At 63.8% G+C, this 15,573-nt stretch carries 16 protein-coding genes; 6 read left to right on the top strand and 10 right to left on the bottom strand.

The window, feature by feature from the left end; genetic code table 11:
- Positions 1-33: 33 nt before the first annotated feature.
- Both ON22_RS27440 and ON22_RS27435 read left to right on the top strand, forming a co-directional pair.
- The gene (locus tag ON22_RS27440) at positions 34-966 is read left to right on the top strand and encodes a helix-turn-helix domain-containing protein (protein WP_033247424.1); all 933 of its coding nucleotides are present in this window, start codon (positions 34-36) and stop codon (positions 964-966) included.
- Positions 963-1,166, top strand: a complete 204-nt coding sequence (locus ON22_RS27435) for a DUF397 domain-containing protein (RefSeq protein WP_033247425.1) — start codon at positions 963-965, stop codon at positions 1,164-1,166. Before ON22_RS27440 ends, ON22_RS27435 begins: the two co-directional genes overlap by 4 nt.
- 481 nt (positions 1,167-1,647) lie before the next feature.
- Here ON22_RS27435 and ON22_RS27430 read toward each other — a convergent pair whose 3' ends face one another.
- From ON22_RS27430 to ON22_RS36955, 5 genes are all read right to left on the bottom strand, one after another.
- A complete protein-coding gene (locus ON22_RS27430; protein ID WP_033247426.1) occupies positions 1,648-1,848 on the bottom strand; it encodes a hypothetical protein in 201 nt (66 codons plus the stop codon).
- 283 nt (positions 1,849-2,131) lie between these two features.
- Complete coding sequence (locus ON22_RS27425; protein ID WP_033247427.1) at positions 2,132-2,329, bottom strand: hypothetical protein; 198 nt, start codon at positions 2,327-2,329, stop codon at positions 2,132-2,134.
- A gap of 613 nt (positions 2,330-2,942) precedes the next feature.
- Complete coding sequence (locus ON22_RS27420; protein WP_051158155.1) at positions 2,943-3,368, bottom strand: hypothetical protein; 426 nt, start codon at positions 3,366-3,368, stop codon at positions 2,943-2,945.
- A gap of 313 nt (positions 3,369-3,681) precedes the next feature.
- Positions 3,682-4,614, bottom strand: a complete 933-nt coding sequence (locus tag ON22_RS27415) for a ParA family protein (protein WP_231508791.1) — start codon at positions 4,612-4,614, stop codon at positions 3,682-3,684.
- A 3,415-nt stretch (positions 4,615-8,029) separates the two neighbouring features.
- On the bottom strand, positions 8,030-8,182 hold the full coding sequence (locus ON22_RS36955; protein ID WP_156052469.1) for a hypothetical protein: 153 nt from the start codon (positions 8,180-8,182) through the stop codon (positions 8,030-8,032).
- Between the two features lie 551 nt (positions 8,183-8,733).
- On the opposite strand from ON22_RS36955, the gene ON22_RS27405 reads away from it, so the two are divergent.
- Positions 8,734-9,504 carry a pentapeptide repeat-containing protein gene (locus ON22_RS27405; protein ID WP_156052470.1) on the top strand — a complete coding sequence of 257 codons (771 nt, stop codon included), beginning with the start codon at positions 8,734-8,736 and terminating at the stop codon, positions 9,502-9,504.
- Between the two features lie 137 nt (positions 9,505-9,641).
- On the opposite strand, the gene ON22_RS27400 is transcribed toward ON22_RS27405, so the two are convergent.
- On the bottom strand, positions 9,642-11,327 hold the full coding sequence (locus ON22_RS27400) for a hypothetical protein (protein WP_033247430.1): 1,686 nt from the start codon (positions 11,325-11,327) through the stop codon (positions 9,642-9,644).
- A 399-nt stretch (positions 11,328-11,726) separates the two neighbouring features.
- Here ON22_RS27400 and ON22_RS27395 point away from each other — a divergent pair, with 399 nt between their 5' ends.
- The gene (locus ON22_RS27395) at positions 11,727-12,536 is read left to right on the top strand and encodes a hypothetical protein (RefSeq protein WP_051158154.1); all 810 of its coding nucleotides are present in this window, start codon (positions 11,727-11,729) and stop codon (positions 12,534-12,536) included.
- Between the two features lie 172 nt (positions 12,537-12,708).
- Here the strand turns inward: ON22_RS27395 and ON22_RS27390 are convergent, their stop codons facing one another.
- From ON22_RS27390 to ON22_RS27375, 4 genes are all read right to left on the bottom strand, one after another.
- Complete coding sequence (locus ON22_RS27390; protein WP_033247431.1) at positions 12,709-13,170, bottom strand: hypothetical protein; 462 nt, start codon at positions 13,168-13,170, stop codon at positions 12,709-12,711.
- 87 nt (positions 13,171-13,257) lie between these two features.
- Complete coding sequence (locus tag ON22_RS27385) at positions 13,258-13,479, bottom strand: hypothetical protein (RefSeq protein ID WP_033247432.1); 222 nt, start codon at positions 13,477-13,479, stop codon at positions 13,258-13,260.
- Positions 13,480-13,543: 64 nt separating this feature from the next.
- Positions 13,544-13,786 carry a hypothetical protein gene (locus ON22_RS27380; protein WP_033247433.1) on the bottom strand — a complete coding sequence of 81 codons (243 nt, stop codon included), beginning with the start codon at positions 13,784-13,786 and terminating at the stop codon, positions 13,544-13,546.
- A 72-nt stretch (positions 13,787-13,858) separates the two neighbouring features.
- Entirely contained in the window at positions 13,859-14,461 is a 603-nt protein-coding gene (locus ON22_RS27375; RefSeq protein ID WP_033247434.1) for a hypothetical protein, read from the bottom strand.
- A 389-nt stretch (positions 14,462-14,850) separates the two neighbouring features.
- Here ON22_RS27375 and ON22_RS27370 point away from each other — a divergent pair, with 389 nt between their 5' ends.
- Together ON22_RS27370 and ON22_RS27365 are read left to right on the top strand one after the other, a co-directional pair.
- Positions 14,851-15,069 carry a hypothetical protein gene (locus tag ON22_RS27370; protein ID WP_033247435.1) on the top strand — a complete coding sequence of 73 codons (219 nt, stop codon included), beginning with the start codon at positions 14,851-14,853 and terminating at the stop codon, positions 15,067-15,069.
- The gene (locus ON22_RS27365; protein ID WP_033247436.1) at positions 15,066-15,563 is read left to right on the top strand and encodes a hypothetical protein; all 498 of its coding nucleotides are present in this window, start codon (positions 15,066-15,068) and stop codon (positions 15,561-15,563) included. Before ON22_RS27370 ends, ON22_RS27365 begins: the two co-directional genes overlap by 4 nt.
- The last annotated feature ends 10 nt before the right edge of the window (positions 15,564-15,573 follow it).

Genomic DNA, 15,573 nt, shown 5'->3' with positions numbered 1-15,573 from the left:
TGACACATTTCCGAGGGAAGTGGAGGCATCCGGATGGCACTGGAGCAGGTCAGCACCGATTTTCTGCGGCGCTACATCGGCCGGCAGCTCACCCGCCTGCGGGAGAACGCCAGGACGGCGGAGGGCAAGCATCCTACGCAGACACAAGCCGCCCAGGCCTTCGGAGTCGGACGGTCGACGATGATCCGCATGGAAGAAGGTGTGGACGGCGTCAAGTTCCCGGAACCGAACGTCAAGGCCCTGCTCGACTACTACGGCGCGTCCGCCACTGACCGTGACTTGATCCTGAGCCTGACCGTCGAAACACGCGAGCGGCGCAACGGCCGCGCCTGGTGGCACGACTACACCGAACCCTCGCTGCCGACATGGTTCAGCCAGTACGTGATGCTCGAGGACTCCGCAGTTTCGATCCGCCAGTACGAATCCGAACTCGTTCCGGGCCTGCTGCAGATCCAGGAGTACGCCAAGATCCTGGCCCGCACACCCGCGGGTTATGTCAGCGAGGAGCGGGTCTCCGACCTGGTCCGGGTACGGATGGACCGCCAGGCGCTACTGGATCGAGACGACGAAAAAGCGCCGCCGCCGCGCCTGGAGGTGATCATCGGCGAGGCCGCGATCAGGCGCCCGTTCGCCAACCCCGAGATCATCGCGCGCCAACTGCAGCATCTGCGCGATGCCGGTGCCCGCCGCCGGATCTCAGTGAGAATCCTGCCAGCCACTGTCGGAGTCCACGGCGGGATGGTCTCTAACCCGTTTTCCCTGCTGGAGTTCCCCGCGGGCAAGAACGGGGAGCCGATGGAGCAACCGCTGGCGTACATGGACACGCTCACTGGCAGCCTCTACATGTCCAAGCCCGAGGAAGTCGCCGCATACGAACTTGTCTGGCGGGACCTGAAAAAGCACGCCCTGAACACAACTGAATCGCAAGAGCTCATCAGATCGGCAATGGAAGGACTCTCCCGATGAACACCGACCACGACAGCGCGACCTGGCGCAAGTCGTCCTTCAGCGGCAACAGCGGAAATTGTGTCGAGGTCGGGCGCTACCCCAATGGCACCATAGGTATCCGGGACACCAAACAGAACGGCCGCGGTCCCGTGCTGCGCCTGTCCGCCGGCGAGCTCGCCGCCTTCTTGAGCGGAGTGAAAGACGGTGAATTCGGCTAGCTCCCGGCCGGGCACCCGCGAGTACAGGTAGCCTGGTCACCACGATCGGCTACCCCCTGGCCGATCGCCTGCGCGGCTCCCAATCCCCCTGGGGAGCCGGCGCCGACGTGCCGCCGAGGACCTACGTCCCGGCGGCACACCCATATCCGCGATCGTTGGCCTGGCCCGGTTCGATACCTGACCTGGGGCCAGACCAGGAAGTGGGGGTGGCACCGGCGGCGCCTCGCTGCACCGGCACTACGGTTGTGATGTCTGCGCTGCCAACACTCGACAGACCGCGTGTGTCTGTGCGGCCGACAGCAAGCGCAAATACCGGCCAGGTCGAAGGGAGCGCATCCAGCGCGCTACTCGTGAACCGTCGAGGTCGACCCCAGTCATGGTGGTGGAACTGTGAGGGGGCCTTCACTTCTGGATAGGTGCGCGCTCTCGACTGCTACGATAGCGAGGGCTCTGACAATCTACTAGAGAGGTCGTCACAAACTCATCGGCCTTTGGTCCGGTTGTCCAGGCAGACGGCCTCCTCGGTGACCCATTGCCGGACCGGCACTGTGCGGGCGCCATTGCGGCTGGTGTAGATGATTTCTATCTCGCCGATCCAGAAGTTGAGATGTACGCGCAGCCATCGGTACAGCGTGGCCGGGATCCACTGCTGGTCCAGGCGCAGATCTATGGCCCCGGCCATCACCCCCAGGGGCCGCTCGGAGGCACGGGGGGCCACCGGCGCGGAAGCACAAGTACCGCTTGAGGGTTGACGAGCACTGGCTGCGGTACCGGCAGCCATCGCAGCATGGGATCCTGGCCGGAGGCCGCAGTACTCATCCGGTGATCGCCATCCCTGGACCCCGGTGCCCCGCCGCGATATCGGTTCGAGCTGCCGCCACTGTGCCCCGGCACCTGGGCGACCGACAAGGGAGAGTCTGCCGCGCCGGAAAGGCCGGCCCTGACGAGAAACCCGCACATCGAGGTCAAAGCCCTGAAGCCGGCAGCGGGCCCTGTCCGAGCCCGTGATCGGCGATGTGGGTGGCCGCGATGTCGAGGTAAGGCTGGCGCACCCCGAACTCGTTCGTGGTGATCAGCACCGCTTCCTTGTCCCGCAACCTTCCGCGCAGCGCTTCCTCTTGGCGCGACTGTAGCCGCACACTCGGGTCGTCGAGCACGATCACTGGGATCCGGCCCGATGTCGGCGCCCATCTCCGCAGCGGCACCCATGTTGATCCGCGAAGTCCGCAGACCTCCGAGGACCGCGGCATGCAGACCCGCGTCGGTCGCAGCCGCCAGCAACACGCACACGAGCGCCCCACGTGGGCAGCCGACCACCCGGCCGCGCGGCAACCCGCCCCCGGGCAGCAGTTCACCAATCGGCCCCGGTACAGCGATGACCCGGTCGGCGACCGAACGGATCGTGCCGGCGGTTCCGATCCGGCTCGGCACCGCCGCCATCCGCTCACGCAGCCGATCCAGGGTGGCCACCCGGTCTACGCGGTCGCGCCCCGAACCGCCTGAACCCGGACTCGAATACATGTTCGAATAATAGCACCAATGGAAGAGTCGGGACTCGCCGAAGCGATTCGTCACAGTGGCGAAATGATTAGGCTATACGGCCTCACCGAGCTGAGATGCGATCTCCGGCATTGACAGGGGTGTCGATCGTGATCGGCCCCCGACTGGACTCAAACCAGCCGGGGGCCACTTCGAGTTCAATACGTCGTCGGGCCGGCTACCCTCTTCGCGCCGCCGAAATCGGATCGTCGATCGTCATCCGACTGCGCAACCTGATCAGGCACTCGCAGCTTCATCCTCGGCAGCACCTTCATCGGAGCCGGCACTATCATGTTCGGGTACTCCAAGAAGCTGATTAATCTCGCGAGCGAGATATAGCTGCAGCGCCTTGTCGACCAGTGCGCTCCGGTTGCCCGCCTGCCACTCGTTAGCCAACGTATCGAGGGCGTCTATGTCGGAAGGGATAATCCCAGCGAGAGGAATTTTCACCGGAGGTGTCGTGTGGCGGCGCCGTTTCTGCGGGCCGGCCTCGACTCGACTGAACAGGCCACTGGTGGGCTTGGCCACGTTGGCCTCGAAGTACTTCTTCAGCTCGGCCTGGTGCTCCTCGATTGCATCGAGGACGACGGCGCCATAACTCCTGCCCTCACCGCGGCGTTGCTTCTCCGCGTGTGTGAGATTTCGCAACGCTTCTGCCACCACGGGGTCGACGTGCGCCTCGGGACTACGGCTCCTGCGCCTGTTCGCGCTGATCGCAGGCCTCGGTCGACGTGCACCACCTGAATCCTCGCTTGTGGCAGTTTGTTTGGTGGCAGCGGTCTTCCTCTGGGACCCGGCGGCGCGGCGCTTTTCCTTTGGCGCATCAACGGGCGTGACCTGGGCAGGGGGCGCTGTCGTCGTAGGCTGAGTAGCCAGCTGATTCCCAGTGGGTTGTGCTTGCGAACTCGGCGACGAATCTATCGGCGTCAGTAGTTCGTCGATATCGTCTAGCGCGTCGTCACTGAATGCTCCCCTTCTAGCCATTTACGCTCTCCTCCTTCGCCCGTTCGCCAGCGCTAAGGCGAACCAGGACCTCCCTGGTCAGTTGCTGGTAGTCAGTGGCCAGTGGCCCAGTGTCCTTCGACCACTTTTTCGCTCGTGCCCCGTCATCATCTGTGGTCACGCCGTTGCGTCGAGGCGTGAAGTCCACAAGCTCCTCCGCAGTCAGATTGAAAATTCGCACGTCCTTGGCGGCTGCGGCCGCGGTTCGAATGAAACTCTTGAACGGTTCGATCCCTGTGCCTTCAAGCAGCTCCATGATTTTGCCGAGGGTATCCTCATTTCGCCGCGATGCTCGAGTGTCGCAATCGAACAGAACCATCCCCATAAGCTGAACCGGCGCACCATTCTTCCGAGCAACCAGGTACCGTCGAGCGAGGTACTCAGCGCCTTCGATACTGCCTTCGTCCTCCTTCGTGGGGACAATCAGCCAGCTCACCACCCGGAGCAGCAGATCAAGTAGGGCACGGTCACCGGGACCTGAATCGACGAGGACCAGATCGTACCCCTCGGCATCCACCAGGGCTGACAACGCCGTGTACAGGTTCTCGCGGGGATCGATTCCGTGCTGCTCGGCGCTTGCGACAATGGTTGATGCCATCGCAAGTTTCGTGCCGCCGCAAACAACATCCAGGCCGGGACGGACGTTGCGAACCGGTTCAAGCGGCGAACCGTACTGCAGCGTCATGGCCAGCGAACGTCCGTCGTCAGTGTCCTTGACGCCAAGATCTTTCTTCGTGCAGTTGCCTTGCTGGTCGGCATCGACAATGAGTACCCGCTTTTTTCGGCGTGCTACGGCCACACCGATGGCAGCCACGATGGAGGACTTGCCCACTCCCCCCTTCTGGTTGGCCACCAAAATCGTTCGTCTCACAGCGCGGAGACCGGGCAGCAAACGCGTTGTTGTCACGGCCGCAGAGTACCCCAGGATCGGGAGAGCCACCAATCCGATCTACTGGGCGTGTCACACCGTTGCCACAAGTCCTCATCATGAACTGCGCATAGACGAGTTCCACTGCGGTTCAGTGCATCATCGAGATCGCCCTGGACTCGACCGAGTCATCTTCAGGCGGACATGACCTATAGCCACCGCGTCATACGGCTAGGCAAACCGCGGATTCTCCGGCGGCTCATAACGTCTCAGGTCGTACCGATCCAGATGCCACGTGCTGGAGCCTTCCAGGTGGGGTGTTTCTAGTCGTTTCTGAAGCCAGCAAGGTGACCTGCCGTCTAGGCGTTGATTCGGCTAACGATCGGATTGCAGGGAACGTCTTTCTGGAGCTCGCTGCTCTGACGGATTGACCAGTCTGCGGAGGGGTGATACATACCGCCGCTTTATACGTAGCCTCGACGGCGTGTCCAACAGCTCTCGATAAGACTGTTCGGAAGGGCGTTGAAGTCGTATTGCCAGTAGTCGTGTCCGACGCAGACTCGACTGCGAGATCCCAGGGCTTCGGTTTGCCCACCTGTTCGGTGGTTCGGACAGTCCAATCGGCAACGTGTGTACAAACCGTGTCTACGGCCGAGTCAAGAACCGAAACATTGGGGCCAGTACCAGTCTTAGGAGCCATCAGTATATCCACCTTCTGAATGGCCGTAGTCGACCACTTATTCGAGGCGTAAATACCGACCCCTTGCAGGACCGTTCGGAACGCGTACTGATCTACCGAGTTAGTCGCCTTCGGGAAGGTGAATCTAAAGACTGTTCTGTCTAGCCACGAAAAGGCTTCTGGACGGATCAAATTGAGGGTATTTTCCGAGGTGGCTGTATGCGCCATTCCGGTCGCCCTATGGGCAGCCCAAAGATCAGTAGATCCACAGGGTGGAATCGCTGCGATACCACGCCCGCTCAAACGCGCCTTGTGTAACTTCCGTAATCCTACGACCCAGACAGTAGTGGCAGAACCATAACCAACACCACGGTCGAATGCTTTTCGAATGGCCGTTCGATCGCGCCCGGTCAAGGTCTTACTGCACTTCGGTTCGGGGGGTGTAGTAGACGCCGTCGAATGGATGCTAGATAACGTCGTACACACCGTCGTACATACCGTCGTACATACGACGGTATGTACGTGCTTTCTGCTGACGAGCATTCTCGTCGTCGGGTGTCTGCCCAGTTCAAAGCGATTTTTCGGGCCAATCTGAGTGTCGCCTAGCCGTGCGCTGCCGGGCCGATTGTGGCATCCGACAATGCCGATAGTGCGCCATCGCAGTGGATGCGGTGACGGCCATGCTGCTTCCGTCATGTACGTCCACCTCCTTCGTCTGCGCGCGCCCAATGTTCACGTAGCCTATACCGTCAGCGCGGAGGAGAGTGCAGGTTCGCGGCCCATGCAATGGCGCGTTGTCTGGGGGCATACCGCGGAGGGGGCGACCTGCGATCGATGCGCAGCGGCTGCCGCCGGAGGTCAATGGGCAGCTGGTTCCTGCGCGCGACGCAGGCGACCATCACGCGCGGCGCCGACACCGGTCAGGGCGGCGACCGCGCGCAAGAGTTATTTAGGAAGCCTGGGCCTGCCCTGGCGGGCTATTTCGAATCCACTGGGTAGTGGGCCCCGCTGCACGAGGCTTTCCTTCACGCGAGTTGTTGCGCGGATGAGTCTGTTTCGCTCGGATTGCACCCGGCGGCGCGGGGCAATCAATCCACGGTGGATACCGTGTCGGGGAGGGGTACTAAGCAAGGCAATATTGGCGGGGTTGTGCAACCGCAAACGGTGGCGGTGGTTCGAGGTTGGCTAATCGATGTCGCTGTCGGCTTCTGCAGAGTCCAAGTCTCTGACCAGGTTCGTGTGTTGGGTTCTCGTCGAGGCTTGCAAGGGAGGTGTGTTAGGGCCCCTGTCGCGCGGAGGTGTCGTCCGGGCCGCGGGGGAGAGCCGCACAAGATGAGTGGGTCGACAAGTTGCTGCGCGCTGCTACTCATCCTTGGACGTGGCTCCATAGTCCTCAGAGTGAAGAACACCCGCCAAAGGCACGGGACAACGATCGCGCCGATCGGTGACCCACGACCGCTGTTCGTTAATACGACGATCTTCGACGGAAGCATCTGCGTGGATTAGGGATTCGAAATTACTGTGTCCCACTTGTCCCACTGACGGAATGCGCCCCGGTTATCGACGGCCTCACGCGGGGTGACGATAGGAGACCGGACATTCGTCTCGACCACCTGGAATCTCGCTGCGCCGCCGACCACCGCCGACCGTCGGCTACCACCCGAGTCGGGAGCTGCAAGATCTGCAGAGATGGCGATTGCCTTACCGTCCCCATGCACTATCCCCTCCAGGGGAGAATCGCACTCGGCGCAGGTTAAGCGCATGTAGAGATTCCTCCCGGAGCGGCGATTGCCTGACATTAGCCAATAAGTGTCCGTTTCGCCCCGTTTTGGCAGGAAATTCGGGATCCCACGGACGCCCGCAAACCGAAAATCTCCATATTGCCCTCTAGATTCCCCCTGGAATGGCTAGCCCCCCTTTTGGTTCCTGGGACCTTTGGGCCGTAAGAACTTCGGTCTCTGGACAATATGGCCGCTAGCGGTTCAACTACCTGTGGAAAGACGGCGGTCTGGCGCGCCACGGGCCGGCGGCGTACCTGCGCGGCCGCGCCACGATCGTCGGCGGGGCAGTGAAATGGCCCCCTCGCTCCGCATGCTTGGTCGACACAGGGTGGGGGAGCGTGCATTCACTGGTGTGCGGTCGGCACGGTGGATTCGATGCCCGTGCGAGCCTGGCGACATCTTGATCCGCGGCGACAATCGAGACAGCTCCTCGATCGACCAAAGGTCGAGTCAGGAGCTGTTGCACTGAAACACGCCCAGCTTTCGCCGATTAAAATCATCATACGGTGATATGCGCATTTAACCATGCCCGGCCCGGAGTTCAGAGCTGTCTGCCCGCACTGGCCCCTGCGGCGTCAACCGGCTACGACGGTAGACCTCGGTCAACCCTCGTCGGCCTTGCCGCCGCCAGGTTCGATGTCTCGATGCAACTGTGGCCCGGTATATTTGGCTGTCTGCCTTAGCGCCGATAACATAGATTACGTCAACTAGGAGATATCGAATCGCGGGATCTGCGAACTCGTCCCCTAACACCCATCCACGGGCCCTCCTGCACCGTGGCGCACCGAAGGTGCCATCCGATTCACGGTGATGGGACACGATCTCGACCGCCAGGTCCGCCCCGGCGCTCAGCCGCGGGGTGTCAAAGTCCTCGACCGGCAGCGTTTCCGGCGCACGTAGTACCACGACCTCGACGCATTCGATAGCCGCGCCATCCGCGCGACGCCCTCACCAGCACGCCGGTGAACGCATACCGGGCCGGCGCACTCCGCCATCAGCTCGAACCGAGCCGGTTCTGCTGCATCGTGGCAAGAACACGGAAGCTTTTCAGGAACGCGATGTCTTTGTCCTGCTCGGCGACCTCCTTGGGTAATCGCAGCAACTCCGCCCGCTCGGCGGCACCGGGCAGCGGCTGTTCACCATGCACTGCAGCCGCTTCGATGCGGCAGTGTTCATCAGCGACCCAGCGGTTCCAGCAGGCTCTCGGGCATGCCGAGCCCTCACGAGACCTCGGCGACCGTGCGACCGAAATCGATCACCCGATGAGCATCTCGACCTTGTACTCGGTCGACGCTTCCGAGATACAGCAGACACCCTTCCGCAGGACCAACGACCCTGCTCACTCGGTATCCACCACTCGGAGGGCGCCTCAGACATCTACCCCTCGGACAAATCTGCGGCCCCAGGATTCCCGGGGGGTCGCAGATAGCCCAACTATCCTAGTGGCACAGCCGATTTGGGAGGAACGCATTGCCCACCGAGGATCGACCACGGCGAAGACCACGCCCGGTTGCAGGCAGCGGCCGGTCACTCCGGGCGCCCGTGCCTCAGCGCGAGAGCATTCTGCAACGACTAGTCGGATGGTCGGGCTGGACGGCGCTCGGTTCGCTGGCGACAGCGATCGCGGCACTCGGCGCCCTGTGGTTCACGAACCAATCAATTCTTACCGCAAACCAGCAGCACTCACTGGAGCAGCAAGTGGCTGTTACCGACCGCTTCCAGAAGGCCGTCGAGCAGCTCACCTCTGATGAGGTCGATATACGCCTCTCTGGAATCTATATGCTGGAACGACTCGCCAAGGACTCCCCTGCAGATCACTCGACAGCGTTCTCGGTACTCTCCGCGTTCGTTCGCACCCACACCGACCACCACGAGTGCAAGCCCCCGAGATACGGCGAGAAGGCTCCAGTCGACATCCAGGCCATCATCACCGTGATCGGACGTCGCGACATCAGCCATGAAACGGCCGACGAACAGATCGACCTCAGCGAAACGTGCCTGGCAGGCCTGAATCTGGAGTCCGCGAACCTCGCTGACGCGAACCTCAACCAAGCGAACCTCACCGACATAAACGCCACCGGCGCGAACCTCACCGGCGCGAAACTCCGACTAGCGGCCCTCCCCAACTCCTACCTATCGGAGGCAAACCTCACCGGCGCAGACTTCACCGGCGCAGACCTCAGCAGCGCGCAACTCGGAACGGTCGGGCCCAGCACCGCACAGATGAACGGCATCTCTACGTCCGGTCCAGCGATACTCGACCACACGAACTTCTCCGGAGCGGATCTCACAGGCACCAATCTCCAGGACGTGAACCTGTCCACGGCGACGCTTGCCCCCGACGAGCACACCGCATGGGAGGTGTCGATCTTCCCTGCGGTACTTGATTACGCTTACTACAACGACAGAACGCAGTGGCCCGAGAGCTTCACGCCACCGGCCAGTGCAGTTGATTTCGGAATCAAGTAGCAGAGGTAACGCCCCACGGGGATTCGTATCGACCGCAGGGGCCCGGTTCCGGTCGCTGAGGCGAGGTGGTTCGGCGGGGAGACAGGCTCACAGCCCGTAGCTGGGCCCCGGGTCTGTGCGACGTGGCCCTCAGTCTGTCAGTCGTGCGTGGCTGTCAGGCTGGTGAAGTCGAGTCTTTCGACAGGTATCTCGTACAGGTCGCCGTCGGCCATCGAGGCGAGTTCGTCCCAGGAGAGGGTGGTGTCGGTTCCGGGAATATGCCATCCAGGGGGCCCGGGAGCCCAGGGGTCGGTGGCATTGGTGTAGATGTCGTCGCCGTGGCGGATTCGGTCGACGTCGGTGGGTTCGGGATCGCCGGGCGGGAACTGTCGCGGGGGTGGGGTGTAGGTGCGGAACTGCGCGACAGCTTCGGCGATGCGGGTGACTGCGCGCCTGAATTCGTTGACGCTGTGTGCGGCCTGTTCGGTGTTGTCGGTGGTCGCGGCTTCGGCGAGTTGGTCCCAGTTATAGCCGAGGGTGCGCAGGAGGCTGCGCAGGTGTAGGAGGGATTCCGGCAACTCGCTGTCGTGCGGTGTGTAGTGGAAGCGATCGACCTCGTAGTACTCGTCGTCGCCGACTCGCTTGGTCGGCCGGGCCCGGTCTGTGTTGATGGTTTCGCGTGCGCACACAGTGCCGCACACCGCCCAACGCGCCCGGGTGTCGTAGTAAGGCTCCTGTCCGAGGGTGCGCGGGTAACCCGGCTGTTTCCGGTGCGGGTCATCGGGGTCGAGCATCTCACCGGTGCCGATGGTCCAGCGGCGCACGATCTTCTGTGGCGGTTCCCCGCATACCGCGCAGCTCTTCAAACGCAGGTGTTCGAGCCGTAGTGATTCCCCGGCATCGAACCCGTCGTCATCATCGGGCTCGAAGTAGTCGTCGTAGCTGTCGCTGTGCGCTTCCGGGAGTCCCGGCGGAGCCCAGGCCAGAGCCAGTGAGCGCAGGGTCGCCGGCAGGTGGTTCAGGGCGAGGTCGTGTTCGACGGTGGCCTCCATGACGATTTTGCGGACCGTGGGATGCGATAGTCCGACGATTTTGGCCAGCGAGCGGTAGCTGTCGCCCTCGTTGTCCCATGCCACGATCCGGCGCAGAAGTTCGTCACGTTCGCTGCGGTCGGCGCTCATCAGTCCTGCCACGATCTCCAGGCGGTCACGCACCCGGGCACGTGCGGCGTCACGCAGCTCGGTCACGTACTCCAGGCCGCCGTCGATCACGATCCGGTTCCCGGCTCGGCGGGGCGTGATCCGCTCTCGCACCTGGTCCACGACCGCGGGCAGGTCCTTGTCCGGTAGGTCGGCATGGACGAGCTGGTCGAGAAATTTCTGGTCGGCTTCGTCGATCTCGTGAATTTCGAGGATCGGCCAGTCGGCCAGCAGCTCGGTCAGCCGGCGACCGATCTCGTCGCGGGCGGCCGCGGCGTCGGGCGTGAGACGCTGATGCCAGCCGCGTGGGGATTCGGTCACGGTCAAGCCGTCCGCGACCTCGGTGGCCAAGGGATCGATCTGTTCGGCGAGCATGGTGAAGAACTGGTCGTCGAGCACGACCCGCGGGATGGGCCAGCGCACTATCCGTGCGCACTCCTCCTCATCTGACCGTGGCGCGCTCTCACACCGAGCGGCCAGCTCCGGGGACTCATCGGAGGAATCCGGGTCGGGCACGAACAACTCGACGAAGGCCGGCGGCGGCCGGTGCTCGCCCGTCTCGGGATCGAACCACTCCGGTGCGTGCTCGCGGTCGGCAAAGGGAAGATCCGGCCACAGCGCTTCCGGGTCCTTCACACGCACCACGTACCGACTGAACACCCCGTCACGTTGCATGGAAAGAAGTGTTACATACTCCAAGCAGTTACGCGCATGGTGGAAGAAAATTTTCCACCTGTGGAATTCGTTGTGGCGCTGACCTATCGGTTCCGGGCACTCGCCGACGTGCTGTGATGATCGCACCAGATCCCGACATCGACGCCTGCGCCGGAGCAGGGTGCGTCCATTGCACAGAGGTCGCGATCCCGCCTGTGGATCGGGACCCCACATGCAGGACAGGTCATCGCGCGACACGCCATCGGCAGGCCCGGCCGCACCGACGAGTGCGGGCCCCGGAAGCGCCGCATGGCTCAGCGAGGTCGGCGGCTACGGCCGCACGCCGGAAACTGTGTGGAAGGCCGCCAGGACACGGCATAGCATCCGGTGGTGACCAGCGATGTCGACTACGAGCAGATGCTGCGGGATACCTTTGCCACGCTCGACCTGTGGCAGACAGCTGCCCAGACCCCGTTCGTTCCGGAGGCGGGCAGCCAACTACGGAACGACGATCGCGATTGGCCCTATGCCCCCGTCTCACAGGTTGCGTACCAGGGGCTTTCTGTCGTGGCCAACCACCTCCAGGCCGTCCGAGTCCACCTGGACCCGGAAGCAGGACCGGGCAACATATTTCCGCTCGCGCACGCGACGCTGTGCCGCACCGCGCTCGTCGGCGCCGCGCAGGCGGTCTGGCTACTCGGACCCGACCAGCAAGAGATCCGGCTGCGACGTCACCGCACGCTGATCACCGAGATCCAGCACAAGCACCGCCAGTATCTGTCCGACCTGCAAAAACATGCCGGAGACGATCGGCACGAGGGCACCGACAAGGTCGCCGCCCATCTCGACACCCGCATCGCAGAGATGAACGCCAAACGCGCGGCCTCGGGTGAGAAGACAGCATTCACCAACACGGAAATGATCAAGCAAGCCGCCGCAGACGCCTTCGCCGGCCGCGCCGACTGCGCAGATCTCGTGCGGTCGGCCCTTCTGGTCTGGCGCTCGGGATCCGGCGCCGCGCACGGATTCCACTGGCACACCTTCGGCGGTCCCGGCATGACCCGCAGAACCGAACCCGACAGCAACGGGGTTGCCACCTTCACCGTGGAGGGCTCGCTCAACGCCCTCGCGGAGCCATACATGGCGGCCTACCACCTCGGTCGGCGAGGATGGAAACTACTCCGCCAGCGCGGCTGCTGACCCACCGCCGCACAGCCGATCAGCGGCCACCCGCGGTCGACGACGTCCTGGGCGCTGCTGCGGCCGATGGGCCAGCTCGACACGATCGCGTTGGCCCGTTGCTGCGGGCTCAGGCCGGCGGTGTTGCGGTGGCCGTAGCCGCCGTGGGGGCGGAACTTGTCGCACGGTGTTCTTAGCTGGGCGTCCCTCGACGTCCGCCTGTCCAGAAGATGTCGGAGTAGCGAAGTGACAGGCAGCGGCGCCGCCAAGCGGTAAGTCCAATAACTGCGCAGGATATGGCAGTGGCGGCCAGAACCACGCCGCTCATGACGAGGTGGCCGGTCACTGCGAGTCCGATCAGTGTCGCGGCCAGGAAGCCGGTTGCCGCCAGAAGCATTACGCCGAACTTCAGTTCTGTCTCCGGCGAGCTCAGAAAGACCAGGGTGCGGTCATAAAAGCGGGTCCAGCGTTTGAAGGTGTAGAGGCGCTTCTTCTCGGTCAGGTGCCGATCGAGCGACTTGACCAGCATTGATGGATCCGATCGCGGGTTGTGTTCGACGACCAGGTGGACCGCATCGTCATAGGGTAAGCCCGCGGTGAGCACCCTCATCGCCAAGATCGATGGGTCGTAGGCGTCCGCATCTGTCACGGTCATAATCTTCCCTCGTTCCTTGGTATTCGGTATCCCGGGACAACAACTTCCCGGAGCGTGTTGCAGCTCAGCAGTTTCGCGGCTATAGATCTACTGCTCCGCAGCGGTGAGCCTGGCGGCGTGGGGCAGGGCTTGGATGGCCTGCACGAGAGCCGAGTTTTCGGCGGCCTCGGTGACGAACTCGGCGTTGCTCTTCAGATCTTGGTGCGTCGCGTCGAGGGTGTTGGCGCCTTGTCGGGTGGCGTCGTTGAACTGGGCTGTGTAAGCGGTCCAGTTCGTTCCGTCGTTGGTGTCGCCCGTCGGAGTCTTCACCCCTTCTCCTCTCGCCGAGCACGACCACCTCGCGTGCACCTGTCAGCGCGGCCTCCCGAGGTGGTTACACCACCGTGTAGGCCGTCAGAACCGCCGTGAACAGCGTCAGACTCGCCCCGAACCCGATTGCGCCGGCGCGCACGGTGCCGGGCATCGTGGCGCCATCGGCCTTGGACAGGAACGCGGCGGCGGAGCCGATGATGACGGCCGTCAGCGTGATCGCGGTGAACAGCAAGGCCTTGGTGGGGCTGGACATGGCGCGGTTCCGATCGAGAGTCGTGGCGGATTTCTTGGGGGCGGTCGCCATGGCGGCACGGCGTCCAGCAGCAGGTGCGGGAACATCGCCGGCGCGGTGCCGGTGTGGCCGCAGCGAGGTCGGCTACGGCGTTGTTCCCGCTGGCACCAAGCGGAAAGTATTGCCGCGCGGGACATCCAGGATGGCGCCGGTGGGAATCTCGGGATGGCCCTGGCGGTCGGGATCGACCCGGAACCCGATCCCACTGCCGAGCGGCACCACCGCGGTGGGCCAGTAGATCATGTCGGGGTTGACCACGCCGCGCACACAGCCGATCAGCGGCCACCCGTGGTCGACGACGTCCTGGGCGCTGCTGCGGCTGATGGGCCAGCTCGACACGATCGCGTTGGCCCGCTGCTGCGGGCTCAGGCCGACAGTGTTGCGGTGGTCGTAGCCGCCGTGGGTGCGGAACTTGTTGTGTGGTGGTGCGAGTTCCCACGCGGGGACCGGCTCCAGCTCGAGCAGTGAGACACCGAGGTAGCCGAACGGCAGCGTGCGGCGGTACGGGTGGCGCGCGACGAACTGTGCGAGTTCGGCGGTGTCGAGGCGGGCGCGGCGACCGGTGCCGTGGTCGGTGAGGATGCCGGTCGCGCACAGCGTCCGGATCCAGCCACTCGGATCGGCGGGCACGTATCCGGTACCGAGGCTGATGATCTCGGCGGCTCCACCAGTGGTTACGAGAGGCATGCCGCCAGCCTAGCGTAAGCATGATAAGTAAACCAGATGTGTATCACTGATAAGCGGACCTTGATTACTTAGCCTGCCCACTTCCGCAAGGTGCTTCAGGTTGACTTCCGCTAAGGAGTGTTAACGGAAGTCAATCGCGCAAAGTCGCAGGACAACACCATTCTTCGTGTGAGATTCTCAGGTGATCGTGTCGGATTCTCACGGCCTTGTCGTCACGATGTCGGGCTTTCTCGGCGATTCGTCGCGGGCGCACCGGCATCGACAGCAGCTTCAGAAGCCCGCCTGCGGATCGCCGCGATCTCTGCCGGTCGCCACCGCCCACGGGTGTCAGCGACCGGCGCTACGCTCACCGTACGACCGCGCACCAACCACGGAGGGGAAACCAGCCCATGCCCCAGAACGACTCGCCCGCCGCACACTCCGACCCGGCCCCGTACCGCTCCACGGTCGGGAAAACCGTTCCTGCCCCGATCCAGTTCAGCGCGAGGTCCGGTTCCCGGCTGTTGATGGTCGACAGCGATGGCCAGGGCAATGCCACCATCGCCCCGAACGTTCGTCACGGTGACGAGTCCGGCACGGCGCCCGGGTCCGGAGACGACCGCGCGTGACCGGCTACCGTCGCGACCTCACCGAGTATCAGCACCAGACCCTCGAATCCTTCCGCCGGGGCGATACCGAGATCGACCGCAGCGACGTCGTTGCTGAGCTGTGGCCGGTGGACGGCCCGCATACCGTGCAGATCTTCGCCGAGGCGACGCTCGCGCTCGAACACCTTGTTCGCTACGCCAATCACGCGACCCTCAACGCCCCCGCGGACGCCCTGCCGACCCCCGAGGACGCCGCCAGGTCCGTGCGCAGCCTCGGCGCAGCGCTGGCCAAACTGCCGCAACTGTGCGACCAGCTCGCCGCCCGCGCCGACAGGTTCGCCGCCAACCCCACGCTGCGCGCCGACTCCACCGCCGATCAGGAACCCGCCGTGCAGGCCGGCCTCGCCGCCGAGGCGCTACGCGAGCTGGCCGCGGCCACCGCACCACTGCACCGCCTCACCGATGCCGCGTCCGCCCCCCTCAACACCCTCTGGCTCGACGACGAACCCACCTGACCCGGCCCGA

The organism is Nocardia carnea NBRC 14403, from assembly GCF_000308515.1.
Lineage (GTDB): Bacteria > Actinomycetota > Actinomycetes > Mycobacteriales > Mycobacteriaceae > Nocardia > Nocardia carnea.
This window is presented reverse-complemented; position numbering and strand designations above follow the sequence as displayed.

What these genes read in the sequence shown, in the direction of transcription:
- ON22_RS27375 (WP_033247434.1), bottom strand. Translation starts at nt 14,461, where the DNA reads ATGCCTCTCGTAACCACTGGTGGAGCCGCCGAGATCATCAGCCTCGGT.
- ON22_RS27430 (WP_033247426.1), bottom strand. Translation starts at nt 1,848, where the DNA reads ATGGCCGGGGCCATAGATCTGCGCCTGGACCAGCAGTGGATCCCGGCC.
- ON22_RS27370 (WP_033247435.1), top strand. Translation starts at nt 14,851, where the DNA reads ATGCCCCAGAACGACTCGCCCGCCGCACACTCCGACCCGGCCCCGTAC.
- ON22_RS27390 (WP_033247431.1), bottom strand. Translation starts at nt 13,170, where the DNA reads ATGACCGTGACAGATGCGGACGCCTACGACCCATCGATCTTGGCGATG.
- ON22_RS27440 (WP_033247424.1), top strand. Translation starts at nt 34, where the DNA reads ATGGCACTGGAGCAGGTCAGCACCGATTTTCTGCGGCGCTACATCGGC.
- ON22_RS27380 (WP_033247433.1), bottom strand. Translation starts at nt 13,786, where the DNA reads ATGGCGACCGCCCCCAAGAAATCCGCCACGACTCTCGATCGGAACCGC.
- ON22_RS27435 (WP_033247425.1), top strand. Translation starts at nt 963, where the DNA reads ATGAACACCGACCACGACAGCGCGACCTGGCGCAAGTCGTCCTTCAGC.